The sequence below is a fragment of the Salinispora tropica CNB-440 genome, assembly GCF_000016425.1.
Lineage (GTDB): Bacteria > Actinomycetota > Actinomycetes > Mycobacteriales > Micromonosporaceae > Micromonospora > Micromonospora tropica.
Window position 1 is genome coordinate 2546104 of record NC_009380.1, and the last position, 24130, is coordinate 2570233.

Consider the following 24130-nt stretch of genomic DNA (forward strand, 5'->3'; position numbering starts at 1 on the left):
TCGAGGGGCCCGACCACCGTGGCCTTCGCCCTGCGTAAACGCGGCCCGAGTAGTTTCCAACGGGCCTCGGAAGGCTCGATGACCCTGGTCGAGCACGTCCGCGAGCTGCGAAATCGGCTGTTCAAGGCGTCCCTGGCGATCCTGGTCGGCTTCGGTGTCGGCCTTTGGTTCGCCGGCCCGGTGCGCGGCATCCTGCAACGGCCATACTGCGAACTGCCGCAGGCAAAGACCACCGACGGGGCCTGCGACTTCGTGCAGCTCGGTCCCGCCGACCTGTTCCTGCTTAACCTCAAGATCGGCCTGTGGGTGGGGCTGATCCTCGCCGCGCCGGTGTGGCTGTACCAGCTGTGGGCCTTCATCGCCCCCGGCCTGCACAAACACGAGCGGCGCTACGCGTACGTCTTCACCGCGCTCGCGGCACCGCTGTTCATCGCCGGCGCGGTGCTGGCGTACTTCGTGACCTCCAAGGGCCTGGAGTTCCTGCTGGAGGTCTCCGGCCCCGAGATCAATACCACCCTCGACATCACCCGCTACGTCTCGTTCGTCACCAACCTGATCCTGCTGTTCGGGGTGGCGTTCGAGTTCCCGCTGATCGTGTTGATGCTCAACTTCGTCGGCGTTACCAGCGCGAAGCGGTTGCTGGGCTGGTGGCGGGTGGCGGTGTTCGTGTTCTTCGCCTTCGCTGCGGTGGTCACGCCCACGCCGGACCCGTTCGGTATGACCGCGTTGGCGCTGTGCCTGTGCGCCCTCTACTTCGCGGCCGTCGGTGTCGCATTCCTCAACGACAAACGTCGGGGCCGCGGTAAGGAGATCTACGCCGGCCTCGCCGACGACGAGGTGTCGCCGCTGAAGGAGGAGAACGACCCCGTCGAGGCGAGTGCCCCGGTTGGGGCGCCGGAATCGATCGCGGAGCCAGAGCCGGTCGTCAGGCCCGCGCCGATCGAGCGCCGGTACGACGACATGACCTGACGCTGCTGCCCCTGCCGTAGGCCAACGGGTGGGGTGCGGGCCCGGCCCCGTCCCGGTACGGTGCACGCCGTGACCGCAGTCGATTTTACCGGTTCCGCTCGTCCGGTCGCCGTCCTGGCCAACCCGAGTGCCGGCCGTGGGCGCCATCGTGGACTGCTGCCCACGGTGGTGCACCGGCTGGCGGCCGGCGGTCACCCGGTACGGGTGCTTGACGCGCGGACTCCGGCACAGGCCCGGGCAGTCTGTCGTGCGGCAGTGGACGACGGCGCGGCAGCGCTGGTCGCGGTCGGCGGTGACGGCACCGTGCACCTGGCGCTACAGGCGGTGGCGGGTACTCCAGTGCCGTTCGCGGTGGTGCCGGCGGGGACCGGCAACGACTTCGCCGGTGACACCGGCTTCCCGGCCGACCCCCTCGCCGCGGCCGACGCGATCGCCGCGGCGCTGCGGCACGGCCGCTCCCACCCGATCGACCTGGCCCGGGCCACCGCGGCGGACGGCACACAGCGGTGGTACGGGGCGGTGCTCGCGGCCGGCATTGACGCGATCATCAACGAGCGAGCCAACCGGATGCGGTGGCCTCGTGGCCCCCGCCGCTACGACCTGGCGATCCTGGTGGAGTTGTCCCGGCTGCGGCCCCGCCGCTACACGTTGCGCCTGGACGGGGTGACCTACGAGCTGGACGCCGTCCTGGTGGCGGTCGGCAACTGCGCCAGCTACGGCGGTGGCATGCGGATCTGCCCCGCCGCCGACCCGACCGACGGGCTGCTCGACGTGGTGGTGGGCGGGCGGTTCAACCGGCGTACGCTGCTGCGGGTGAAGTCCCGCATCTATCCGGGGACGCACGTTGACCACCCGCTGGTGCGCAGCTTCCAGGCGCGGACGGTGGAGGTGGCCGCCGCGGGCATCACCAGTTACGCCGACGGGGAGCGGGTGGCCGAACTACCGGTGACGATCACCGCGGCCCCGGCAGCGGTGCGGCTGCTGCGCTGACCGCCGGTCAGCTCGGCACGGCCAGGTCCAGCACCGCGCCCAGCCCGTTCGGCCGGCCAGCCTCCCCGGGCGGGAGCACCAGCACCGCACAGCCGGCCGCCACCGCGCCCGCGTCGGCGGGGGTGTCGCCGACCATGAGCACCCGCTCCGGGTCGACGGCCAGCATCCCGCAGGCGTGCAGGAAGATGCCCGGGTCGGGCTTGCAGCGACCCACCTCGTACGACAGCACGTACCCGTCCACCAGATCGGCGAGTCCCCAGGCGGTAAAGAGTGGCCGGAGGTCGAAGCCGATGTTGCTGACCACCCCCACCCGCACCCCGGCGGCGCGTAGCGCGGTCAGGGTGGGGGCGGTATCCGGGTACGGCACCCACCCCTCCGGCACCAGCAACCGCTCGTAGAGCGCGTCGGCGAACCCGTCGATACCGGCGTCGACTGTCGCGGCGAGTCCGGTGTATGCGCCGCGATGCGCATGTGGGTAGAGGTCCCGGTCGGCCCAGAGTTCGGCCAGCGCGGGCGGGACCCGGTGGGGCAGCGGCCCCCCGGCCCGTCCGGCGGTGAGTAGCCGGTCGGCGAGCGCGGTGGCGCGGATACGGTCCAGGGCGGTTCCACAGGCGGCAGCCGCCGCGGTCACCCAGGCAGTGGCCTCCTCCACCTGCGCGAGTGTGCCGTGGAAATCGAAGAGAACCGCTTCCACGGGCCGGCGGGATGCCGTCCGAACGGCACGACCCGGGGCGGATGTCTGGGCAGGTTCGGTACGGTCCGGCACGCCGTGCACCCTACCGATCGCCCCGGACGGGTCCGGACGGGACGGCCTCGTGGGGCGTACCGGCGCGGCACGCACTAATCTTGGTCCCATGTCGAGCCCTGCCGAGCGGTACGCCGCGGCACGCCGCCGGGCCGCGCAGGCCCCCCTGTCCCCGGCGTTGGACGAGTTCGCCCTCGACCTCGGTGTCGACCTCGACGATTTCCAGCGGGAGGCGTGTCAGGCGTTGGAGCGCGGCAGCGGGGTCCTGGTCTGCGCCCCCACCGGCGCCGGCAAGACGGTCGTCGGTGAGTTCGCCGTCCACCTGGCACTGCGGGGTGGAACCTCGGCCGACACGGGCCGCCGCAAGTGTTTCTACACCACCCCGATCAAGGCGTTGTCAAATCAGAAGTACCACGATCTCGTCGACCGGCACGGCGCCGACCAGGTCGGGCTGCTCACCGGCGACAACGCGATCAACGGCGATGCGCCCGTGGTGGTGATGACCACCGAGGTACTGCGCAACATGCTCTACGCCGGTTCGGCGACCCTGGAGGGGCTGGCGTACGTGGTGATGGACGAGGTGCACTACCTCGCCGACCGGTTCCGCGGTGGCGTGTGGGAGGAGGTGATCATCCACCTGCCCGCCTCGGTCACGCTGGTGTCGCTGTCGGCGACGGTGTCCAACGCGGAGGAGTTCGCCGACTGGCTGGTCACCGTGCGGGGCGAGACCGAGGTCGTGGTCAGCGAGCACCGGCCGGTGCCGTTGTGGCAACACATGCTCGTTGGCCGGCGGATGTTCGACCTGTTCCACGACGCCGATGCCGCGCGCAAACACGATGTGCATCCGGAGTTGCTGCGCTACACCCGGGACACGCTGCGCCGCCTCGAGTCGGGGGAGGGACGCGGTGCCGGCCCGGGTGGTCGGCGTGGGCCGCGCTGGCGGGGGCCGATGCGTCCGGACATCGTTGATCGGCTCGACCGGGAGGGGTTGCTGCCGGCGATCCTGTTTATCTTCAGCCGTGCCGGCTGCGACGCGGCGGTACAGCAGTGTCTCGCCGCCGGACTGCGGCTCACCGGCCCGGAAGAGCGGGCCGAGATCCGCCGGGTGGTGGAGAGCCGGATCACCACGATCCCCGGCGAAGACCTGTCGGTGCTCGGCTACTGGGACTGGCTGGACGGGCTGGAGCGGGGCCTCGCCGCGCACCACGCCGGCATGCTGCCGGCGTTCAAGGAGGTCGTCGAGGAGCTGTTTGTCCGCGGGCTGGTGAAGGCGGTGTTCGCCACCGAGACCCTTGCGCTGGGCATCAACATGCCGGCCCGCTGCGTGGTGTTGGAACGCCTGGTCAAGTACAACGGCGAGGCCCACGTGGACCTGACGCCCGGCGAGTACACGCAGCTCACCGGCCGAGCCGGCCGCCGCGGTATCGACGTGGAGGGGCACGCCGTGGTGGTCTGGTCGCCGGAGACCGACCCGCGGCACGTGGCCGGTCTCGCATCCACCCGTACGTACCCGCTGCGGTCGAGTTTCCGGCCGTCGTACAACATGGCCGTCAACCTGGTGGGCAGCGTGGGCGCGGAGCCAGCCCGGGCGTTGCTGGAGTCCTCCTTCGCGCAGTTCCAGGCGGACCGGTCGGTGGTGGGGCTGGCGCGGCAGGTCCAGCGCAATACCGAGACGGTTCAGGCGTACGGCGCGGAGGCGGCCTGCCAGCACGGTGACTTCGACGCCTACTTCGCGATCCGGGTGGCGATCGCCGACCGGGAGCGGGAGCTGGCCCGGCAGGGGCAGAGCCAGCGGAAGGCGGCGGCGGTCGTCTCGCTGGAGCGGCTGCGGGTCGGCGACGTGATTCGGGTGCCGTCCGGCCGGCGGGCTGGCCTTGCGGTGGTGCTGGACCCGGCGGCCGCCGGCTTCGGGGAGCCCCGTCCGTTGGTTCTGACCCAGGATCGCTGGGCGGGCCGGGTCGGCCCGGGCGACTTCACCACTCCGGCGGAGGTACTCACCCGGATTCGGGTGCCAAAACACTTCAATCACCGCTCCCCGGCCGCGCGACGGGACCTGGCCGCCGCGGTCAGCGGAACCGGGTTGAACCGGCACGGCGGCCGGCGGGGCGGCCGGTCGCGGCGCGGTGCTGGGGAGGATGACCGGCTCGTGCAGCTCCGCGCCGAGCTGCGCCGCCACCCGTGCCACGCCTGCCCGGAGCGGGAGGAGCACGCCCGCTGGGCGGAGCGTCGCCGCCGGTTGGAGAAGGACACCCAGGAGCTGCGGCAGCGGGTGACGGGCCGTACCGGCTCCTTGGCCCGCACCTTCGACCGGATCGTGGCGTTGTTGACGGCCCGCGGCTACCTCGCCTCCGACGGGGGCGTCACCGACGCCGGTCGGATGTTGAGCCGGATCTGGACGGAGGCGGACCTGCTGGTCGCTGAGTGCCTGCGTCGTGGCGTGTGGAGTGGGCTCAGTCCGGCCGAGTTGGCGGCGGCGGTGTCGGTGGTGGTCTTCGAGGCCCGCCGGGACGTTGACGAGCGCGCATCGCTGCCGCGGGGCGCGGTGGCGACGGCGGTCGACGAGACGTTGAAGCTGTGGGGGGAGATCGAGGCCGACGAGGCGGCACAGGGGTTGACCGTGACCCGGGAGCCGGATCTCGGCTTCGCCTGGCCGGTCTACCGCTGGGCCCGCGGGGAACCACTCGCGAAGGTCCTCGTCAGCGGCCACATCGATGGCGAGATGCCGGCCGGCGACTTCGTCCGCTGGGCTCGGCAGGTGGTGGACCTGCTCGGTCAGCTGGCCGATTCCGGCGGCGCCTCGGCTGAGCTGCGCAGCACCGCACGACAGGCCATCGTCGCGGTGAACCGTGGGGTGCTCTCCTACCAGGCCACCGCCTGACGACGTACGTCGCGGCCGGTAGCGCGGCGTTCCGTGCATCGCGCACCGCCCGCGCTGCGCCGCTGGGCGGCGGTCAGTCGGTGCGGGCGGCCAGGGCGTCGACCAGGCGCCGGACGGCGCCAGCGAGGTTCCACCGCTCGGCGAGCTCGAGCAGCCGATCGGGGTCGGCCGGTGTGGCCGGCAGGTCGGTGGGCAGGGCGGGCAGTGGCACATCGAGGGCGACCCGGACCACCGTCGGGGCGACGGCCAGGTAGTCCCGCGCGGCGGTGAGTTTCGTCCGAAGCCCCGGCGCGAAGCCAGCGTCCGGGTCGTCCAGGGCGGCGAGCACGCCAGCGATGTCGCCGTGTCGGTCAACGAGCCGGGCCGCGGTCTTCTCGCCGACGCCGGGCACGCCCGGCAGCCCGTCGCTGGGGTCACCGCGCAGCGCGGCGAAGTCGGCGTAGCGGGCGGCGGGCACCCCGTATCGGGCCTGGACCGCGGCGTCGTCGCAGTCTGCCAGCTTGGCCACCCCCCGCCCGACGTAGAGCAGCCGCACCCCGCGGGCGTCATCGACCAACTGGAACAGGTCGCGGTCACCGGAGACCACCTCGACGGGGCCCGGCTGGGTGACCGAGAGGGTGCCGAGCACGTCGTCGGCCTCGTAGCCGGTGGCGCCGACGGTGGTGATGCCGAGCGCGTCGAGCACGTCGAGGATCAGCGGGACCTGCGGGCTCAGTGTGTCGGGGACCACCTCACCCCCCTCCGGCGCCACCCGGTGCGCCTTGTACGAGGGCAGTAGGGCCACCCGCCACTCGGGTCGCCAGTCGTGGTCCATCGCGCACACCATCCGGTCCGGCCGGCGGGTGCGGATCAGGCTCGCCAACATGTCGAGGAAGCCGCGGACGGCGTTGACCGGTTGACCGTCGGGCCCGACGGCGGCGGACTCGGGGATGCCGAAGTATGCCCGGAAGTAGAGGCTGGGCGCGTCCACGAGCATGAGCGGGGCTGGCATGCCCGACAGCCTGGCACACCGCACCGACATGGTGGTGGACGACGGCAGCGGGGGCCGGTCGGTGGTGCCCGCTGCGCGTTCCGTGCCGCCGGGGGGTGGGGGTGAGCCGAACGACCGTTAAGCTAGGCGGGTGCGACGGCTCAACCCCACCCCCACGGAGCTCATCAACCCATGACTGTCGACCGGATCCTCCCCACCGACGAGGCCCACGACCTGTTGGACCTGGCCACCGAACTCGCTGACCGGGAGCTCGCGCCGAAGGCCGCCGACCACGAGGAGCGCGCCGAGTTCCCCCGGGAGGTGCTGCGTACCCTGGGTCGGTCGGGCCTGCTCGGCTTGCCGTACGCGGAGGAGTACGGCGGCGCCGCCCAGCCGTACGAGGTGTACCTACAGGTGCTGGAGATCCTCGCCAGCCGCTGGCTCGCGGTCGCCGAGGCAATCAGCGTCCACACCCTGTCCTGCTTCCCGCTCGCCGAGTACGGCACGGCGCAGCAGCGGAAGCTGCTGCCCGATCTGATCGGTGGGGAGCTGCTGGGCGCGTACTGCCTGTCCGAGCCGCAGGGCGGTTCGGATGCCGCACATCTGACCACTCGGGCCGTCCCCGAGGGGGAGGAGTACATCGTCTCCGGTACGAAGGCGTGGATCACGCACGCTCACGTGGCGGACTTCTACAACATCTTCTGCCGTACCGGCGGTGCCGGGGCGCGGGGAATCTCCTGTCTGCTCGCCGACCGGAATATGCCCGGGATCGAGCCGCAGCTGGCGGAGCGCACGATGGGACTGCATGCTTCCCCGGTGGCGCAGGTCGTCTTCGATGGAACGCGGGTGCCGGCGGAGCGGTTGATCGGCGGGGAGGGCAAGGGCTTCGGCATCGCGATGTCCGCGCTGGACTCTGGCCGGCTGGGGATCGCCGCCTGCGCGGTTGGCCTGGCGCAGGCGGCGCTGGACTACGCGGTCGGCTATGCCCGGGAGCGGCAGCAGTTCGGTCGGGCGATCGTTGACTTCCAGGGGTTGGGATTCCTGCTCGCCGATGCCGCCACCCAGATTTCGGCGGCCCGGGCGCTGATGCTGGCGGCGGCCCGGCTGCGAGACGCCGGCCGGCCCTACTCGATCGAGGCGGCGAAGGCGAAGCTGTTCGCCACCGACGTGGCGATGCGGGTGACCACCGACGCGGTGCAGGTGCTGGGTGGCGCTGGCTACGTCGCTGATCACCCGGTGGAGCGGTACATGCGGGAGGCGAAGGTACTCCAGATTGTTGAGGGGACCAACCAGATCCAGCGCTTGGTGATCTCCCGCGCGCTGGCGAAGGGCTGACGGTAGTTCGGGCTCGCGGCTGCGACGCTGTTCCGGCGCCCAGCGTCGCGTGGCGGGCCTTTTCCCGGTAGGTTGCTCGCCGTGGAGGAGATCGACCGGGCCATCGTCGCGGAACTGGCCGTGGACGGCCGGCTGTCATATACCGACCTCGCGGAGCGGGTGGGGCTGTCGGTCTCCGCGGTGCACCAGCGGGTCCGCCGGCTGGAGCAGCGCGGGGTCATCGGCGGGTATGCGGCACGGGTGTCCTTCGAGGCGCTGGATCTGCCGCTGACGGCATTTGTGGCGATTCGACCGTTTGATCCCTCGCAACCGGATGACGCGCCGGAGCGGCTGGCCCACCTGCCGGAGATCGACTCGTGTTACTCGGTCGCGGGCGAGGACTTTTACCTGCTGTTGCTGCGGGTGGCCGGGCCGACAGACCTGGAGCGGGTGCTCCAGGAGATCCGGATGGCGGCGAGTGTGACCACGCGGACGACGGTGGTGTTGTCGACGCCGTACGAGAGCCGCCCGCCGCGGATCAGTGCCGAGGTGTCTGGGCGGTTGCGGCCGAGGGGACCGGCTGGTTCCACCGAAGGATGACCTGCCGACCGTGTTCGTGGCCGAGCAGGCTGACGGTCGCGGTTTCCAGCCGGAACAGCGCCCCGGCGGAGGGCGGTAGGCCGAGCCACCGGGCGGTGAGTACCCGGAGGCTGTGTGCGTGTCCAACCAGGGCGACGGTGCCGTGGTCGAGGACGGGACCCAGCCGGGCGAGGAGTCGGTCGAGCCGCTCGCCGACCTGGCTGGGAGACTCGCCACCAGGGCAGCCGTCGGTCCAGAGGTTCCAGCCGGGCTGCTCTGCGCGGACCTCGGCGGTGGTGCGGCCCTCGACTTCGCCGTAGTTCCACTCAGCGAGATCGTTGTCCGTCCCGGTTGGGGTGAGGCCGGCGAGCTGCGCGGTCCGCACCGCGCGGGCGCAGGGGCTGGTCAGGACGGCGGCGAAGCGCCGGCCGGTGAGCATCGGGCCGAGCGCGCGAGCCTGCCGTTCGCCGTCGGGAGTCAGCGCGAGGTCGGTGTACGAGGTGTGCCGTCGGCGGGCGCTCCAGGTGGTTTCGCCGTGTCGGATGAGGAGAAGCTCGCCCATGCGTTCAGTCAACCACCGATCCCGTCACTCTTCCTGGCTAGTGTCCTAGGATGCAATACGCGTTGTGCCCCCACACACCAAGCCCGACGAATAGCCATCGGCAGCACGGGAAACCCTGGTGTCGATGGCCGGAACGCCACGATAGGGGGAGCGGAGATGGGCTTCGCCACCAAGACGAAGAACATGGTGGACGAGCTGACCGGCGCCGCCAAGGAGCGGGTGGGCGATGTCTGCGGTGACGAGCGACTGCGGGTCGAAGGGGTCCGGCAGCGGGGCGACGCCCGTGCTCGTCAGGCCCGGGAGGAGCGCGCTGAGCGGTCGGATCGTGGCTTGGATCGGACCGGGGCGCGGTGACGTGACCGCCGGAACAACGACGGGCTCGGAAGCATGTGCTTCCGAGCCCGTCGTTGTTCCGGCCGGGACCGACTACGACAAGACTGCCGTCACGAGTTGCCGCCGACGAGTCCGGGGCACGGGCGGTGGATCGAGGTGGGTCAGTCGTCGCGGTGCTCCGCCCACCAGGTCTGACCGCTCTCGGGCAGGGTGTCGATCGGGTCGTAGTACGCGTACCGCTTGTTGAGCGCCGCCAGGTCGGCGGACTCGATGGAGGTGCGGTAGTTCTTGGTCCAGTACGAGATGCCCCGCTCCTGGTCGTACTCGGTGAGCATGTGCACCCAGCGTTTGCCGACGAAGGGAACGTCGCACACGATTCGCGGGGTGGCATAGCCGGGCAGGTAGCCCATGATGTCGTGTTGGAGCTGTTGGGCGTGCCCGACCGGCACTCGCCAGTGCTCGGCGTTGGGGATCATGTCGCACATGTAGAAGTAGTACGGCAAAATGCCGGCTTCGCCCTGCAAGGCAAAGCACAGATCAAGTAGGTCAGGCGTGGTGGCGTTGACGCCGCGCATGAGCACGCCTTGGTTGCGAACGTCTCGAACCCCGATGTCCAGGGCGGTCTGGGCGGCTTTGGCGACCAGCGGGGTGAGGGACTGGGCGTGGTTGACGTGGGTGTGGATCGCGAGGTTGACGCCCCGGCGGGCAGCGGTGCGCGCGACCCGCTCGAGGCCTTCGACGACATCGGCCCGGAGCCAGTGCTGGGGCAGGCCCATCAGGGCCTTGGTGGCGAGCCGGATGTCGCGCACGGTGTCGATGTCGAGCAGGCGCATCAGGTACGTCTCGAGGTTCTTCCACGGCACGTTGGCCACGTCACCGCCGGAGACGACGACGTCGCGGACGCCGGGGTGTGCCTTGAGGTAGCTGATGTGGGCGTCGTAGCGGTCGACGGGTTTGAGGGTGAGTTTGAGTTTGTCGATGGCGGGGGTGGAGTTACCAACCAGATCCATTCGCGTGCAGTGCCCGCAGTACTGCGGGCAGGTGGAGAGGAGCTCGGCGAGGACCTTCGTGGGGTAACGGTGGGTAAGACCCTCGGCGACCCACATGTCGTGTTCGTGCAGGGAGTCGCGGCTGGCGTACGGGTGTGAGGGCCAGTCGGTGCGTCGGTCGGAGGCGACGGGGATCATGTAGCGCCGGATCGGGTCGGCGTAGAGGGCGTCGGTGCTCATCGACTCGAACGGCACCATGGTGTTGAGCATCTGAGGCGTCACCAGCATGGACATGGTGGCGAGGGCCTTTTGGTCGGCTTCCAGGTCGGCGTAGAAGGTCTCGCTGACGAGGTCGCCGAGGACGGTGCGGAGTTGCTTGATGTTCTTGACGCAGTTGGTGCGTTGCCACTGGGCGGATTCCCACTGGTCGCGGCTGATGTGGCGCCAGCCGGGGAAGCGGGTCCAGTCGGGTTCGACGAGGGGGGTCCGTCGGTATTCGTAGGGCTGGCCCGTGGTGGGGGCGGCGGGTGCGGGCTGGGCTGCGGAGATGGTTTCCGCGGGGTGGGTCTGGGTCACGGCCCCCTCCTCGTGGGTGGTGTGGATGATCAATGGTCCCGTAGGGTACTGGAAATTATCCGGTGAAGTCATTATTCTGCCGGAAGTCTTCCCGCCATGCGAATTGTGGTCCGGGCTTCAGGCGGCTGGACAGGGAGGTCGGCGTGATATCACCGGTGGGTTTGCACCGCGTCCTGGAGCCCGCGGGGGTTCTGCCGCAGGCGGCTTGGCGACTGGATGCGAGCCCGGCGATCGCACCGAACGAGGTGCGGATCCGGGTGGAGCGGTTGAACCTGGACGCGGCGAGCTTCCGACAGCTGCGGGAGAAGCACGGCGGGGACGGCGCGCGAATGCGCGCCGAGGTCCTGGAGATCATCGGCGCGCGGGGGAAGATGCAGAACCCGGTGACCGGCTCGGGTGGCATGTTGATCGGCACGGTCGAGGAGACCGGCCGGCGGTCACCGCTGGGGCTGCGGGTGGGCGACCGGGTGGCGACGCTGGTGTCGCTGACCCTGACGCCGTTGGCCGTCGCGGACGGGCTGGCCCGGTGGGACGGGCACAGCGAGCAGATCCCGTGTGATGGTCATGCGATCCTGTTCGCCCGCTCCATCGCGGCGGTGCTCCCGGCCGATCTGCATCCGGAGTTGTCCCTCGCCGCGCTGGATGTGTGCGGGGCTCCGGCGTTGACCGCGCGGGTGGTGGAGCGGTATGTGGCTGACCGCGCGCGGGAGGGAGATGCCCGGCCGATCAGCGTCGCGGTGATCGGCGGCGCGGGCAAGAGTGGGTCGCTGTCGCTGGTTGCGGCGCGGCGGGCGGGCGCGGCGCGGACCGTCGGGGTGGTGCCGGTGGCGGGGGAGCGGGACGCGTTGGAGGCGGCCGGGGTGGCGGATGCGGTGGTGGTGGCTGATGCGCGGGATCCGGTGGCGCTGTCGACGGCGGTGACGACGGCGTTGCGGGTGCCGGCGGATGTGACGGTGGTGTGCGTGGACGTGCCGGGCTGTGAGCATGGGGCGGTCTTGGCCACGGCCGACGGTGGCACGGTGGTGTTCTTCTCGATGGCGACGAGTTTCGCGGCGGCGGCGTTGGGTGCGGAGGGCCTGGCGGCGGATGTGACGATGCTGGTCGGTAACGGGTACGCGCCGGGTCACGCGGAGTTCGCGTTGAAGCTGTTGCGGGCCGAGCCGGGGGTGCGTGGCCTCTTCGAGGCGCGGCTGGCGGCAGACTGAGTGTCATGACGAATCCCTCGACGCTGTACCGCGGCGGTGTGCTGCATTGCCCCGCTGATCCGGGTGCGACCGCCTTGTTGGTTTCCGATGGCCGGATTGCGTGGTTGGGATCGGATGCTGACGCGCCGGTTGCCGATCGGGTGGTGGATCTGGATGGGGCGCTGGTGACGCCGGCGTTCGTTGACGCGCATGTGCACACGACCGGCACCGGGCTGGGGTTGTCTGAGCTGGACGTGTCGGGTGTGCGGTCGGGGCGGGAGTTGTTGGCAGCGGTGGCGGCGTTCGCCGAGGGGTTGCCGCCCGATGGTGTGGTGCTGGGGCATGGCTGGGACGAGTCGACCTGGCCGGTGCCGGTGCCACCGAACGGGGAGGAGCTGGATCGGGCTGCGGCGGGGCGGCGGGTGTACCTGTCGCAGGCGTCGATGCATTCGGCGCTGGTGTCAACGGCGTTGCTGGCGGCGTGCCCTGCGGTGGTTGCCGCGGCTGGTTTCGACGAGTCGGGGTGGTTGCGGCGGGACGCGCATCATGTGGTGCGGGCGGCGGCCTCTGGTTCGGTTGGTCGGGAGCAGCGGGCGGCGGTGCAGCGGGCGGCGTTGGCGCATGCAGCCGCTATGGGGGTCGCGGCGGTGCATGAGTGTGGTGGGCCGGAGATCTCCGGTGAGGAGGACTTCACCGGGTTGTTGGGGATCTCCGGGGTGGGGGTGCCGGAGGTGTACGGGTACTGGGGTGAGTTGGGTGGTGCGCAGCGGGCTCGGGAGTTGGGTGCGGTTGGTGCTGGCGGGGATCTGTTCGCCGACGGGGCGTTGGGGGCGCGGACGGCTCAGCTGACGGTGCCGTATGTGGATGAGGGTGGGTACGGGTACGGGTACCTGTCGGCGGGGCAGGTGCGGGATCACTTGTTGGGGTGCGCGACGTACGGAATGCAGGGCGGTTTTCACGCGATTGGGGATGCGGCGATCGCGACGGTGTTGGAGGGGTTCGCGGCGGCGGCGGCGAGGCTGGGCACGGATCGGGTGCGAGCGGCTCGGCATCGGGTGGAGCATGCGGAGCTTGTGGACAAGCGAATGATCGCCGGGTTTGTGGAGTATGGCGTGGTGGCGTCCGTGCAGCCGGCGTTTGACCGGTTGTGGGGTGGCGCGGGCCGGATGTATGAGTCGCGGTTGGGGCTGGATCGGTCGTTGGCGGCCAATCCGTTGGGGGCGATGCACTCGGTGGGGGTGTCGTTGGCGTTCGGGTCGGATTCGCCGGTGACTCCGGTGGATCCGTGGGGGTCGGTGCGGGCGGCGGTGGCGCACCACAATCCGGCGCAGCGGATGAGTCTGCGGGCGGCTTTCGCGGCGCATTCACGGGGTGGGTGGCGTGCGGTGCGGCGTGATGGTGATGGGGTGTTGGCGTTGGGGGCGCCGGCGACGTTCGCGGTGTGGGATACCCCGGCGGGGGTGGAGCGGGGGTTGCCGGTGTTACAGGCGGAGGATCCGGAGGTGCGGGGTGCTTCGGATCCGACTCCGTTGCCGGTGTGTCGACGTACGGTGCTGCGTGGTGCGGTGATCTATGGGGAGGGCGGGTTGTGACCGGGAAGCTTGATCTGGATCCGGTGTTGGTGGCGCGGGCGCGGGAGTTGGCTGCTCGGGCTGGGGCGCCGGTGGTGGAGTTGGCGCGTAGCCATACGACGGTGTCGGTGGAGCGGGCGGTGCTGCGGCTGGCCGGGGTGCAGGGGGCGGATCCGGATGGGATTCCGTGGGTGAACCGGTTGGTGGACGCGGTGGTCGCGGATGTGGGCTTGGGGCATGGGGTGGCTGCTCCGGTCTTTGCTGCCCTGGCGCGGGAGCAGTTGGCGGATGTGACGTTGTTGGCGCAGAAGGCGGCGGCCGGGTCGGTGCGGTTTGAGGTTCCGGCGGGGCGGGCGGCGACGGTGGCGCGGCGGGCGGCGCGGCGGGCGGTCGCGGCGGGGGTGCGGCGGATTGATCGGCGGCGGGCCGAGCGGGAGCGGTTGGTACGGCGGTTCGGGGATCCGCCGCAGCGGCCGTGGATCTATCTGATCGTGGCGACGGGGGATATTTACGAGGACATTCCGCAGGCGCAGGCGGCGGCCCGGGCGGGGGCGGATGCGATCGCGGTGATTCGGTCGACGGGGCAGTCGTTGTTGGACTATGTGCCGGAGGGGGCGACTCGGGAGGGCTTCGCCGGTACGTATGCGACGCAGGAGAATTTCCGGTTGATGCGGGCGGCGTTGGACGAGTCGTCGCGGGAGTTGGGCCGGTATGTGCGGTTGACGAATTACGCGTCGGGGCTGTGTATGCCGGAGATGGCGGCGTTGGCGGGTCTCGAGCGGCTGGACATGATGCTGAACGATTCGATGTACGGCATCTTGTTCCGGGATATCAATCCGATTCGTACCTTCGTCGATCAGCGGTTCTCCCGGCAGGTGCACGCGCGGGCGGGGATCATCATCAATACCGGTGAGGATAACTATCTGACGACCGCCGATGCGGTGGACGAGGCGCACACGGTGACGGTGTCGCAGTTGCTCAACGAGTACTTCGCGCACGAGGCGGGGTTGGCGGACTGGCAGCTGGGGTTGGGGCACGCGTTTGAGATCAACCCGGATGTGCCGGAGTCGTTGCGGTTGGAGCTGGCGCACGCGCTGTTGGCGCGGGAGTTGTTCCCGGACGCACCGTTGAAGTGGATGCCGCCGACGAAGCACATGACCGGGGATGTCTTTCGGGGCAATCTGCTTGATGGCTTCTTCAACCTGGTGGGGGCGCTGACCGGGCAGGGAATTCTGCTGGTGGGGATGATGACCGAGGCGGTGGTGACGCCGTGGCTGTCGGATCGGGATATCGCGCTGCAGAACGTCCGGTACGTGTTGGGTGCCGCCGGTGGGCTGCACGAGGATTTCGTGCCGGCGTCGGGCGGGTTCATTCAGCAGCGGGCCCACCAGGTGTTGGGTTCGGCGGTGGAGTTGTTGGATCGGATCGGGGAGCAGTCGTTGCTGACGGCGATCGGCGAGGGCACGTTCGGGATCATGAAACGGCCGGCGGACCGGGGTAAGGGGTTGGACGGGGTGGCGCGGCACGAGGGCGACTACTTCAACCCGGCGGTGGAGATCCTTGAGGAGGCGGGATCGTGACGGTCGTGCCGGAGAAGGCGGTCGTGCCGGAGAAGCAGGTCGTGCGGCCGTATGGGGACACCACGGGTGACGGCATGGTGCAGGTGTCGTTCACGTTGCCGCTGCCGCACGACAAGCGGGCTGAGGGCGCGGCGATTCAGCTGGCGGGGAAGATGGGCATCGACCCGGCGATGCTGGTTCATGCCCGGCCGATGGGCGACGGGTTCACCTTCTTCGTGGTGTACGGGCGGGTGAACCACCTGGTGGACACCGCGGCGGTGCGGGTGGTGGAGCGGGACTTTCCGTTGCTGCTGGCGAAGGAGGTCAACGCGGTGGTCAAGCGGCAGCTGCGGCGGAAGCTGTCGGTGGTGGGGGCGTGTATCGGCACCGACGCGCACACGGTGGGGATCGACGCGATTCTCAACGTTAAGGGCATCGCCGGGGAGAAGGGGCTGGAGTACTACCGGGAGTTGCGGGTCAGCAATCTGGGCGCGCAGGTGAGTGTGCCGGATCTGGTGGCGGCGGCTCGGGCGGAGCGGGCGGATGCGGTGTTGGTGTCGCAGGTGGTCACGCAGCGGGATGCACATCTGCACAACACCCGGGAGATGTCCGCGGCTTTTCGGGAGGCGTGGCCCGCGGGGAAACGGCCGTTGTTGATTGTCGGCGGACCGCGTTTCGACGAGGCGATGACCGCCGAGTTGGGGGTGGACCGGATCTTCGGCCGTGGCACCACTCCGGATGAGGTGGCCTCCTACCTGGTCCATGCGTTGATCACGAGCCGGAAGGCGACGACGGTATGAGTGACCCGAGGGTCGGGGTGACGGTGACGCACCGGCGGTATGTGCCGTACTCGCATGCGCACTACGCGGGAAGTCTCGTCGATGGGGCGTACGCGTTGGGGTTGTTCGGGGATGTGGCCACCGAGGTCTGTATCCGTACCGACGGGGACGAGGGGTTGTTCGCCGGCTACTCGGATGTGCGGTTCGTCGCTCCGGTACGCGCCGGCGACGTGGTGGAGGTGACCGCTCGGGTCACCAGGGTGGGTACGCGCAGCCGCACCCTGGAGTTGGGCTGCGTGGTGGTGTGTCGGAGTCGCCCGGATCGGGGGGAGTCCGCGGCGCAGGTGTGTGATCCGCCGATCGTGGCGGTCACCGCGACGGGCACGGTGGTCGTGCCGCCGGTGCCGTGAACGTCGCGATCTGCGCGGATGTCGGCTCCACGTACACGAAGGTGGCGGTGGTCGATCTCGACGGCGCGGGTCTGGTTTCGACGGCGTCACTGCCCACGACGGTGGGCAGTGACGTGTTGCGGGGGTTGGACGCGGCGGTCGCTGCCGCGACCGCCGGTCTGCCGGTGGGGGACGCGCCCTGGTACGTGTGTTCGTCTGCCGGGGGCGGGCTGCGGTTGGCGGTGGTCGGCTACGAACAGTTGGTGACCGCGCAGGCGGGCCGTCGGGTGGGCCTGTCGGCGGGGGCGAACGTGGTGTATGTGGCCGCGGGTCGGCTCGGCGCGGCGGAGTTGGCGGCGGTCCGGGCGGCCCGCCCGGATGTGCTGCTGCTGGTTGGCGGCACCGACGGCGGTGACGCGGAGACGTTGACGCACAACGCGACTCGGCTGGCGCGGGCCCGCTGGCGGGTTCCGGTGGTCCTCGCCGGGAACGCGGAGGTCCGCGACGACCTGTTTTCGATGCTGGTGTCGGCGAAGGTGCCGGTGACCGTGGCGGAGAATGTGCTGCCCCGGATCGGGGTGTTGGCGCCGGCTGGGGCGCGGGCGGCGATCCGGGAGGTGTTCCTGCGGCATGTGATCGGCGGCAAGCGGCTGTCTCGGGGGCCGCGATTCCCACGGCTGGTGCGGGCGGCGACTCCGGATGCGGTGCTGACCGGCGTGGAGTTACTTGCGGACACGCTCGGCGGTGACCTGGCGGTGGTGGATGTCGGTGGGGCGACCACCGACGTGTACTCGGTGTTGACGCCGGATGAGCGGGAGAGTGGGCCGGGCCGGGAGGTGGCCGGCAGCCTGTGGCGGGCCCGTACCGTCGAGGGGGACCTGGGGGTGCGGTGGAGTGCCCCGGGTGTGGTGCGGGCAGCGGTGGAGGAGCGGTTACTCGACGCGGCCGAGGCCGAGGTGTTGGCGGCGGCGGCACGGCGGCGTGCCGACGACCCGGCGTACCTTCCGGCGGGTGGGGCCGAGCGGGCGACAGACGCGCGGTTGGCCGCCCTGGCGGCCACGGTGGCGCTGCGGCGGCATGCCCGCGGGGCGGCCACCGGTGAACGCGCGGGACGGGATCTGCGGGATGTGCGGCTGCTGGTCGGTTCGGGTGGTGTGCTGCGGCACGCCGCGCCCGCCGACGCCGCCGGGGTGCTCGCCGGGGTGCTCGCCGACTACGCCGGTGGGTGGCCGTTGCCGCGTGCCGCCCGGCCGGTGGTGGACGTGGAGTACGTGTTGGCCGCCGCCGGGTTGCTCGGGGCCGAGCAACCGGCCGCGGCGCGTGCTCTCACCGCCCGGTTGCGGGGGGCTGGGCATGCCCCGGTTGCCCGATGTGTGGGTGGCGCGGTGCGGGCCGGCCGGCCCGAATGCCGCGACACGCCCGGGTAGTGGCGACGACTCGTCGGGGCCGGGTTGACAGCGCCTGGGGGGGAGCACGTACCGTCTTTGAGTCCTACTACGGGAAGCGGCTGTTGTTCGCTTCGTCCCTTCGTCCGCTGGCCGAGCGACACCACACGTGTGTGGTCGCGGCGGCCAGGTCCAGCGGGCGGGGGTCGGCGGGGCGGCGCGAACCGGCCGCGGTTACCGGTGTACGGGCAGAGTGAGAGGCACGGCCAGTAGACAACGGCCAGGCGGGGGCAGCCAGTCCGCCGTCCGGTCGGTCCGAAGGTCGGCGCGTCCCATTCTCGCCCCACCGGCCGGGAAGGGCCTGGGAGCATCGGGGTGCGGCGGTTGCCGCGCCCCGATTTCCGTTTGTCGGGGTGCCGGTCCAGGTGAGGCCGCCGTGGTCCGCGCTGGCGGGGTGGCTCGGATCAGGCCGGGTACCCTTCGGCGGGTGATCGTGGACATGCCGGCGACGGCCGTGGAGATGATGCGGGAACGTCCGTTGCCGTTGCCGGTTGCGGTGGTGGCGGCGGTCGGCGGGGGCGTGGCGCTGCTGCTGGCGTTTCCGCCGTACGGGGTGTGGCCGCTGGCGGCGGTCGGGGTGGCCCTGTTGGCTGGCGCGGCCCACCGTCGACGTCCGCGCGCCGGCGCTGGTCTCGGGTTCCTGACCGGGGTGGCGTTGTTCGCCCCGCTGTTGGGCTGGACCAATCTGCACACCGGCTACTTGCCGTGGGCGCTGTTGTCGCTGTTGCAGGCCGGCTACCTGGCGCTGCTCGGCGCGGCCACCGCGTGGGTTTCTCCGCTGGTTGACCGGTTGCGGTGGGGGTGGCCGGTGCTGACCGGGGTGCTGTGGGTGGCGCAGGAGGCGCTGCGTGATCGCACTCCCTTCGGTGGTTTCCCCTGGGGTCGGCTGGCGTTCAGCCAGGACGGGTCGCCGCTGCTGCGGTTGGCTGCCCTGGGCGGGGCGCCGCTGGTCACCTTCGCGGTCGCGGTGGCCGGTGGGTTCCTGGTGGCTGCCGGCTGGGCGGGCTGGGCGGCGTATCGCCATCCGGGCCGGCGGTGGACGCCGGTGGCGGGGGCGATGGCGGCGGTGCTGGCGGTGCCGGCTGTCGGGCTCCTCGTGCCGATCCGCGCCGAGGGCGGTGGGGAGGCGGTGACGGTGGCGATCGTGCAGGGCAATGTGCCGCGGCTGGGGCTGGATTTCAACGCGCAACGGCAGGCGGTGCTGAACAACCACGTCGCGGCCACCGTCGAGCTGGCCGACCAGGTGGCCTCCGGTGCCCGACCCCGCCCTGACCTGGTGGTGTGGCCGGAGAACTCCAGCGACATCGACCCGCTTCGGGACGCTTCCGCCGGTGACCGGATTCAGTCGGCTGCCGACGCGGTCGGCGTGCCGATCCTGGTCGGGGCGGTGCTGCGCGGCCCGGGGGAGGGACAGGTACGCAACGCGGGGCTGCTGTGGTGGCCGGGGACCGGTCCGGATCTTGACCAGTTGTACACAAAACGGCATCCGGTGCCGTTCGCCGAGTATGTGCCGTTTCGTGATGTGGCCCGGCTGGTCAGCAAGCAGGTTGACCGGGTGCGGGCTGACTTCGTGCCGGGCAGCACCCCCGGGGTGCTGGCTGCCGGTCCCGCGGTGCTCGGTGACGTGATCTGCTTCGAGGTCGCCTACGACGAGGTGGTCCGGGACACTGTTACCGGTGGGGCGCAGCTGCTGGTGGTGCAGACCAACAACGCCACCTTCGATGTGGCGGAGGCCCGGCAGCAGCTGGCCATGGTGCGGCTGCGGGCGGTCGAGCACGGTCGGCCGGCGCTGATGGCCTCGACGGTCGGCGTTTCCGGGTTCGTTTCCCCCGATGGGCGGGTAAGTGATGCCACCGAGTTCAACACCCGCGCGATCGTGGTGCGGCAGCTGCACCTCGCCGACGGACACACCCTCGCGACTCGGGTCGGGTTGTGGCCGGAGGTGGCGTTGACGTTCCTGGCCGTGGCGGCCCTGGCCGCAGCCGGGGTGCGGCGACGTACCCGCGGTGCGCTGACGGCCGGTACGCCGGTGAGAGGGAGGCAGGACGGTGCGTGACGAGACCGGTCATCCCGGGGTGGGGCGAGTACTCGTGGTCATCCCGACCTACAACGAGGCCGACAACCTGACCTGGATTGTGCAACGGGTGCGTCGGGCTGTGCCGTCGGTGGACATTCTGGTTGCCGATGACAACAGTCCGGATGGCACCGGTGCGGTCGCTGAGGCCCTCGCCGGGCAGGATCGGCGGGTACATGTGCTGCACCGGGAGGGCAAGCAGGGACTCGGCGCCGCCTACCTTGCCGGGTTCGGCTGGGCGCGGCAGCGCGGCTACGACGCGGTGGTGGAGATGGACGCCGACGGCTCACACGCCCCGGAGGATCTGCCGGCGATGCTGGCCGCTGCCCGCGACGCGGACGTGGTGATCGGGTCCCGGTGGACCCGGGGGGCGCAGGTGCTCAACTGGCCGCTGCGGCGGTTGCTGTTGTCGCGCTGCGGCAACCTGTACGCGCGGCTGGCCCTGGGGATGCCGGTCTCCGACGCCACCGGCGGCTACCGCGTGTATCGGCTCAGCGCCCTGGATGCGTTGGACCTGGCGTCGGTGTGCTCGCAGGGGTACTCGTTCCAGGTGGAGTTGTCCCGGCTGGCGCACCGGGCCGGTGTGCGGATCGTGGAGGTGCCGATCACGTTCGCCGAGCGGGAACGGGGCAGCAGCAAGATGAGCCCGTTCATCGTCGCCGAGGCGTTGTGGCGGATCACCGGGTGGGCGGTGGCGGACCGGCGGTTGGCCTTCCGTCGGGGGCTGCACGGCACGCCTACGGGGCAGGTCCGTTGGCCGTAGTGCTGCCCCGGTCCGGTCAGCTACCCGATGGCCGCGTCGCCGGCGTCCCGCTGGTGGTGGCGTGGGGTCGGTGGCGGTGTGGCCGTGTCATGCTGGAGGGGCGGGACGACGTACCCCCACCACCGGGGAACCGGGCAGGTGGGACGTGGCGGGTCGGGTGGTGAGGTGAGGATGCGCCGGGGACTGAGGTTCGTACCGTTGGCGTTGTTGCTGGCGGCGTTGGTGGAGCTGGCGGTGTTCGTGGCCGTGGGCCGGGCTGCCGGGTTCGGGATTGCGGTGCTGGCCGTGTTCGCGGCGTCGCTGCTGGGCATGGCGCTGCTGCGCCGGGAGGGGATGCGTGCGTGGCGGGGCTTCCAGACCGCCGCGCGGGCTGGTCAACCGCCGGGCACGCAGGTCACCGATGGTCTGGTGGGGTTGCTCGGTGCGCTGTTGTTGGCCACTCCGGGTCTGCTCAGTGGCGCGTTGGGGGTGTTGCTGCTGGTGCCGCCGGTGCGCCGGCTGGCCCGTGCGGGTGCGCGGCGTACGGCCGAGCGGCGGGTGTCGTCGATGGTCGCGGGTGATCTGTTTGGGCCGCGGCGGGTGCGGGTGCACCGGGGCACCCCGCAGCAGCCTCCGCCGTCGGCGGAGCCGACCGTGGTCGACGACGGTCAGCCCATTGAGGGCGAGATTGTGGAGCCCCGGCAGGGCTGAACGCGCACCGTGGTGTCCTAGGGCTGATCCGTGACACGCACCCGCCCCGGGCCGTCTCGCCCGGGGCGGGTGCGTGTCGGGGGTGGCTCAGGCGCGGCCGCGGCGGGTGCGGACCTCCTTGAGCCGTTCGGCGAGGATGTCCTCAAGCTCGGCGATCGATCGCCGCTCCAACAGCATGTCCCAGTGGGTGCGCGGCGGCTTCGCCTTCTTCTGCTCCGGTTCGTTGCCGTCAACCAGCCGGGCGACGCTGCCGTCGAACTTGCATTCCCAGGTCATTGGGACCTCGGCGTCAACGGCGAACGGCACCTCGAACTGGTGACCCTTGGCGCACAGGTATTCGCGGGTCTGACGCGGCGCGAGCTCGGTGTTACGGTCGGACTCGTAGCTGACCGCGCCCAGACGGCTTCCGCGCAGCATGCGCTCGCCCATGATCGTCTTCCCCTCGTTCGTGGTGCTGGTCTGTTTCGGTGTAACGGTCGGTGTCCGTCGGGCCATTCCCGCCCGGTGGCACGTGACGGGCCGGAACAAGGGTAGCCGGAGAGCCGCCCGGCCTGGCGGGGGTCGCCCCGACCTGGCGCAAAGTTCGTTCAGCGGCCGAGACGGGGTGGTTTCGCCCAGGGTCAGCGGGTGGGCGTGGGCGCCTCCCGGTGGGCCAGGGCGGCTGCCAGCTGGGCGACCTGGTCGGCGAGCTGGGCGACCCGCCGATGTGCCTCGTCCCGGTCGCTCTCGGCGGCCCGCAGTCGCGCTGTCAGCTCCGCCAGCTGGCCCTGCGCGGCGGTGATGTCCTGCTGGGCGACGGTCAGCTGCCCGCGTAGTGATTCGTGGTGCTCGGCGAGCGTCGCCGCGTCCGCGTGCGCCCGCTCCGCGTCCCCCACCGCCTGCTGTCGTTGCGCTTCGGCCCGGTCCCGGTCGGCCACCGCCCGGTCCCGCTCCTGCGTCGCCGCCGCGGCCTGCGCCTGAGCCCGTTGGGTGTCCTGGTGGGCCCGTTGCGCGTCGGCGTGGTGTCCTCGGGCCTGGTCGGTCGCCGCGGCCTCCGCCTGCGCGGCTCGTTGCGCCTCGGCGCGGGCGGCGTCGCGCTCCGCGGCCAGGTCCGCGGCCTGCTGCCGCTGGGCGGTGAGTTCGGCGCCGAGGTGGTGGAGCTGCGTGCGGACGGCGTCGCGGTCCTGTTGGGCCTGCCCCAGGAGCGCCTGTGCCGCGCTCGCCTCCTGGCGGGCCTGGTCCCGAGCCTTACGGGCCTGGTCCCGAGCTTGGCGGGCCTGGTCGGCGCGGTCCACGGCGGCGGTGGCCTCGGCGACGGCGCGGGCCGCTTCGGTGCGGGCGCTCTCCTGCTCGGCGGTGGCGTTGCGGGCCTGCTCTCGGGCCAGGGCAGTGGCTGCGGCGGCGTCCTCGGAGGCGCGGCGCGCCTCGTCTCGATCGGTCTGCGCCGCCGCTACCTGGTTGGCCGCGTCGGCGCGCGCCTGGGCCAGTTGCTGCTCCACCCCAACCGGGGACAGCTGGGCGTGCAGCGCTTCGGTGAGCGACGCCACGATCTGGTCGAGCCGGTCCACGGCCTCCCAGGTACGGGCGACCTGCCCGGGCAGTCCGGGGGCGTTGCGGTGTCGCATCCGGCTGGTACGGGCGGCCTGTTGGCAGGCGCCGTCGTTGTCCCGGCAGTAGCGGAATGGTCGGCCCGCTCCGGCCCGCTGCGGCACCGGGCGTCCGCAGTGGGCACAGGGGCGGGAGTCGGCGGGTGCGGCCTGCTCGTCCATCGGACGCCGAGTCTAGATGCCGTCGCTGCGGCCGGTGGCGCGGTGGGCCCCCACGCTGCTCACCCGGCCGTGTGTCGTCACCCCGGACCGTGCCTGGCGGGCTTCAGCGTCCGCGCGGGCCCTCCGCCGTCGCGGCGGCTCGCCGTCCTGGTGGACGGCGACACCGATGACCACGAGACCGACCCCGACGATCTCCGGGGCGGTGGGGATCTGGGCCAGCACGATGACCCCGATCACCGTCGCGGTCGCCGGTAGCAGGCAGACCAGGAGGGCGTAGGTGGCCCGGGGCAGCCGGGCCATGGCGAGCTGGTCGGTGACGTACGGGATGACCGACGAGGTGATGCCGACGCCGACCCCGGCCGCCAGGGCGACCAGGTCGACGACGGCGGGTGCGGCGTCGGTGATGCCGATCGGTAACGCGAGGACGGCCGCGATCAGCATGGACAACGCGAGACCGTCGATGCCGGATAGTTGCTGACTGCGGGCGACGCGGTGCCCGAGCACAATGTAGGCGGCGAACAGCACGGCGTTGGCCGCGGCGAAGGCGATGCCGAGCGGTTCGGCGACCAGGCGGACGTCGGTGAGCAGGTACACCCCGGCGACCGCGCACACCAACGCGAGGAGGTTTCGGCGCGTCCTGGCGGCGTAGGCCGCCAGGACGATGACCGGAAGGAATTCGACTGCGGCGACGGTGCCCAACGGCAGCCGCTCCAGAGCCAGGTAGAAGACGCTGTTCATGGCTGCCAGAACGGCGGCCCACCCGGTCAGCAGCCGGCGGGTGGGCCGGTCCAGTCGCCGCCACCGCCGCCACGGTCGCCGCCACACCGCGAACACCGCGGCGGCGGCGGCGATGCGCAGCCACGCCACGCCCAGCGCGTCCACCCGGACGAAGAGCAGCACCGCGAACGCCGGACCCAGATAGTGGAACACCGCACTGACGACAAAGTAGGCGTGCGGTGGTATCCGTGGTGCGGTCACCACCGCTGGTGACCGGGTGCCGGGGCGGAAGAAAGATCGGGGCAT

At 71.3% G+C, this 24130-nt stretch carries 22 protein-coding genes; 15 read left to right on the top strand and 7 right to left on the bottom strand.

Features of this window, described 5'->3' with window-relative positions; all coding sequences use genetic code 11:
- The first annotated feature begins 18 nt into the window (after positions 1-18).
- Together tatC and STROP_RS11340 are read left to right on the top strand one after the other, a co-directional pair.
- Positions 19-969 (top strand): twin-arginine translocase subunit TatC, encoded by a 951-nt coding sequence (tatC, locus tag STROP_RS11335; RefSeq protein WP_012013484.1) that lies wholly within the window; start codon positions 19-21, stop codon positions 967-969.
- A 69-nt stretch (positions 970-1038) separates the two neighbouring features.
- Positions 1039-1959, top strand: a complete 921-nt coding sequence (locus STROP_RS11340) for a diacylglycerol kinase family protein (protein ID WP_012013485.1) — start codon at positions 1039-1041, stop codon at positions 1957-1959.
- 7 nt (positions 1960-1966) lie between these two features.
- On the opposite strand, the gene STROP_RS11345 is transcribed toward STROP_RS11340, so the two are convergent.
- On the bottom strand, positions 1967-2725 hold the full coding sequence (locus tag STROP_RS11345) for an HAD family hydrolase (RefSeq protein ID WP_026274921.1): 759 nt from the start codon (positions 2723-2725) through the stop codon (positions 1967-1969).
- 88 nt (positions 2726-2813) lie between these two features.
- Here STROP_RS11345 and STROP_RS11350 point away from each other — a divergent pair, with 88 nt between their 5' ends.
- Positions 2814-5582, top strand: a complete 2769-nt coding sequence (locus tag STROP_RS11350; protein WP_026274922.1) for a DEAD/DEAH box helicase — start codon at positions 2814-2816, stop codon at positions 5580-5582.
- Between the two features lie 73 nt (positions 5583-5655).
- On the opposite strand, the gene STROP_RS11355 is transcribed toward STROP_RS11350, so the two are convergent.
- Positions 5656-6573 (bottom strand): 5'-3' exonuclease, encoded by a 918-nt coding sequence (locus STROP_RS11355; protein ID WP_026274923.1) that lies wholly within the window; start codon positions 6571-6573, stop codon positions 5656-5658.
- A 171-nt stretch (positions 6574-6744) separates the two neighbouring features.
- Between STROP_RS11355 and STROP_RS11360 the strand changes: the two genes are divergently transcribed.
- Both STROP_RS11360 and STROP_RS11365 read left to right on the top strand, forming a co-directional pair.
- A complete protein-coding gene (locus tag STROP_RS11360; RefSeq protein WP_012013489.1) occupies positions 6745-7887 on the top strand; it encodes an acyl-CoA dehydrogenase family protein in 1143 nt (380 codons plus the stop codon).
- An 81-nt stretch (positions 7888-7968) separates the two neighbouring features.
- Positions 7969-8466 (top strand): Lrp/AsnC family transcriptional regulator, encoded by a 498-nt coding sequence (locus tag STROP_RS11365; RefSeq protein ID WP_012013490.1) that lies wholly within the window; start codon positions 7969-7971, stop codon positions 8464-8466.
- On the opposite strand, the gene STROP_RS11370 is transcribed toward STROP_RS11365, so the two are convergent.
- Positions 8405-9007 carry a histidine phosphatase family protein gene (locus STROP_RS11370; RefSeq protein ID WP_012013491.1) on the bottom strand — a complete coding sequence of 201 codons (603 nt, stop codon included), beginning with the start codon at positions 9005-9007 and terminating at the stop codon, positions 8405-8407. The two genes, STROP_RS11365 and STROP_RS11370, sit on opposite strands and share 62 nt — an antisense overlap.
- A 156-nt stretch (positions 9008-9163) precedes the next feature.
- Here STROP_RS11370 and STROP_RS11375 point away from each other — a divergent pair, with 156 nt between their 5' ends.
- Entirely contained in the window at positions 9164-9361 is a 198-nt protein-coding gene (locus tag STROP_RS11375; RefSeq protein WP_012013492.1) for a CsbD family protein, read from the top strand.
- 140 nt (positions 9362-9501) lie between these two features.
- Here STROP_RS11375 and STROP_RS11380 read toward each other — a convergent pair whose 3' ends face one another.
- Positions 9502-10905 (bottom strand): KamA family radical SAM protein, encoded by a 1404-nt coding sequence (locus STROP_RS11380; RefSeq protein WP_028564178.1) that lies wholly within the window; start codon positions 10903-10905, stop codon positions 9502-9504.
- 146 nt (positions 10906-11051) lie between these two features.
- Between STROP_RS11380 and kdd the strand changes: the two genes are divergently transcribed.
- From kdd to STROP_RS11425, 9 genes are all read left to right on the top strand, one after another.
- Positions 11052-12110 carry an L-erythro-3,5-diaminohexanoate dehydrogenase gene (gene kdd, locus STROP_RS11385; protein ID WP_187151620.1) on the top strand — a complete coding sequence of 353 codons (1059 nt, stop codon included), beginning with the start codon at positions 11052-11054 and terminating at the stop codon, positions 12108-12110.
- 5 nt (positions 12111-12115) lie between these two features.
- Positions 12116-13681 carry an amidohydrolase gene (locus STROP_RS11390; protein ID WP_028565603.1) on the top strand — a complete coding sequence of 522 codons (1566 nt, stop codon included), beginning with the start codon at positions 12116-12118 and terminating at the stop codon, positions 13679-13681.
- Entirely contained in the window at positions 13678-15240 is a 1563-nt protein-coding gene (kamD, locus tag STROP_RS11395; protein WP_012013496.1) for a lysine 5,6-aminomutase subunit alpha, read from the top strand. The genes STROP_RS11390 and kamD overlap by 4 nt, the downstream gene beginning before the upstream one ends.
- Positions 15237-16019, top strand: coding sequence for a lysine 5,6-aminomutase subunit beta (gene kamE, locus STROP_RS11400; RefSeq protein ID WP_012013497.1), 783 nt, complete (start codon positions 15237-15239; stop codon positions 16017-16019). Before kamD ends, kamE begins: the two co-directional genes overlap by 4 nt.
- On the top strand, positions 16016-16408 hold the full coding sequence (gene kal / locus STROP_RS11405) for a 3-aminobutyryl-CoA ammonia lyase (RefSeq protein ID WP_018830136.1): 393 nt from the start codon (positions 16016-16018) through the stop codon (positions 16406-16408). Before kamE ends, kal begins: the two co-directional genes overlap by 4 nt.
- Positions 16405-17814 carry a glutamate mutase L gene (locus STROP_RS11410; RefSeq protein ID WP_012013499.1) on the top strand — a complete coding sequence of 470 codons (1410 nt, stop codon included), beginning with the start codon at positions 16405-16407 and terminating at the stop codon, positions 17812-17814. The genes kal and STROP_RS11410 overlap by 4 nt, the downstream gene beginning before the upstream one ends.
- A 394-nt stretch (positions 17815-18208) precedes the next feature.
- Entirely contained in the window at positions 18209-19888 is a 1680-nt protein-coding gene (gene lnt, locus STROP_RS11415; protein ID WP_012013500.1) for an apolipoprotein N-acyltransferase, read from the top strand.
- The gene (locus STROP_RS11420) at positions 19881-20669 is read left to right on the top strand and encodes a polyprenol monophosphomannose synthase (RefSeq protein WP_012013501.1); all 789 of its coding nucleotides are present in this window, start codon (positions 19881-19883) and stop codon (positions 20667-20669) included. The genes lnt and STROP_RS11420 overlap by 8 nt, the downstream gene beginning before the upstream one ends.
- A gap of 171 nt (positions 20670-20840) precedes the next feature.
- Positions 20841-21359, top strand: coding sequence for an FxsA family protein (locus STROP_RS11425; RefSeq protein ID WP_012013502.1), 519 nt, complete (start codon positions 20841-20843; stop codon positions 21357-21359).
- A gap of 87 nt (positions 21360-21446) precedes the next feature.
- On the opposite strand, the gene STROP_RS11430 is transcribed toward STROP_RS11425, so the two are convergent.
- From STROP_RS11430 to STROP_RS11440, 3 genes are all read right to left on the bottom strand, one after another.
- Positions 21447-21788, bottom strand: a complete 342-nt coding sequence (locus STROP_RS11430; RefSeq protein ID WP_012013503.1) for an RNA polymerase-binding protein RbpA — start codon at positions 21786-21788, stop codon at positions 21447-21449.
- Between the two features lie 191 nt (positions 21789-21979).
- Positions 21980-23107, bottom strand: a complete 1128-nt coding sequence (locus tag STROP_RS11435) for a coiled-coil domain-containing protein (RefSeq protein WP_012013504.1) — start codon at positions 23105-23107, stop codon at positions 21980-21982.
- A 12-nt stretch (positions 23108-23119) separates the two neighbouring features.
- The gene (locus tag STROP_RS11440) at positions 23120-24130 is read right to left on the bottom strand and encodes an EamA family transporter (protein ID WP_012013505.1); all 1011 of its coding nucleotides are present in this window, start codon (positions 24128-24130) and stop codon (positions 23120-23122) included.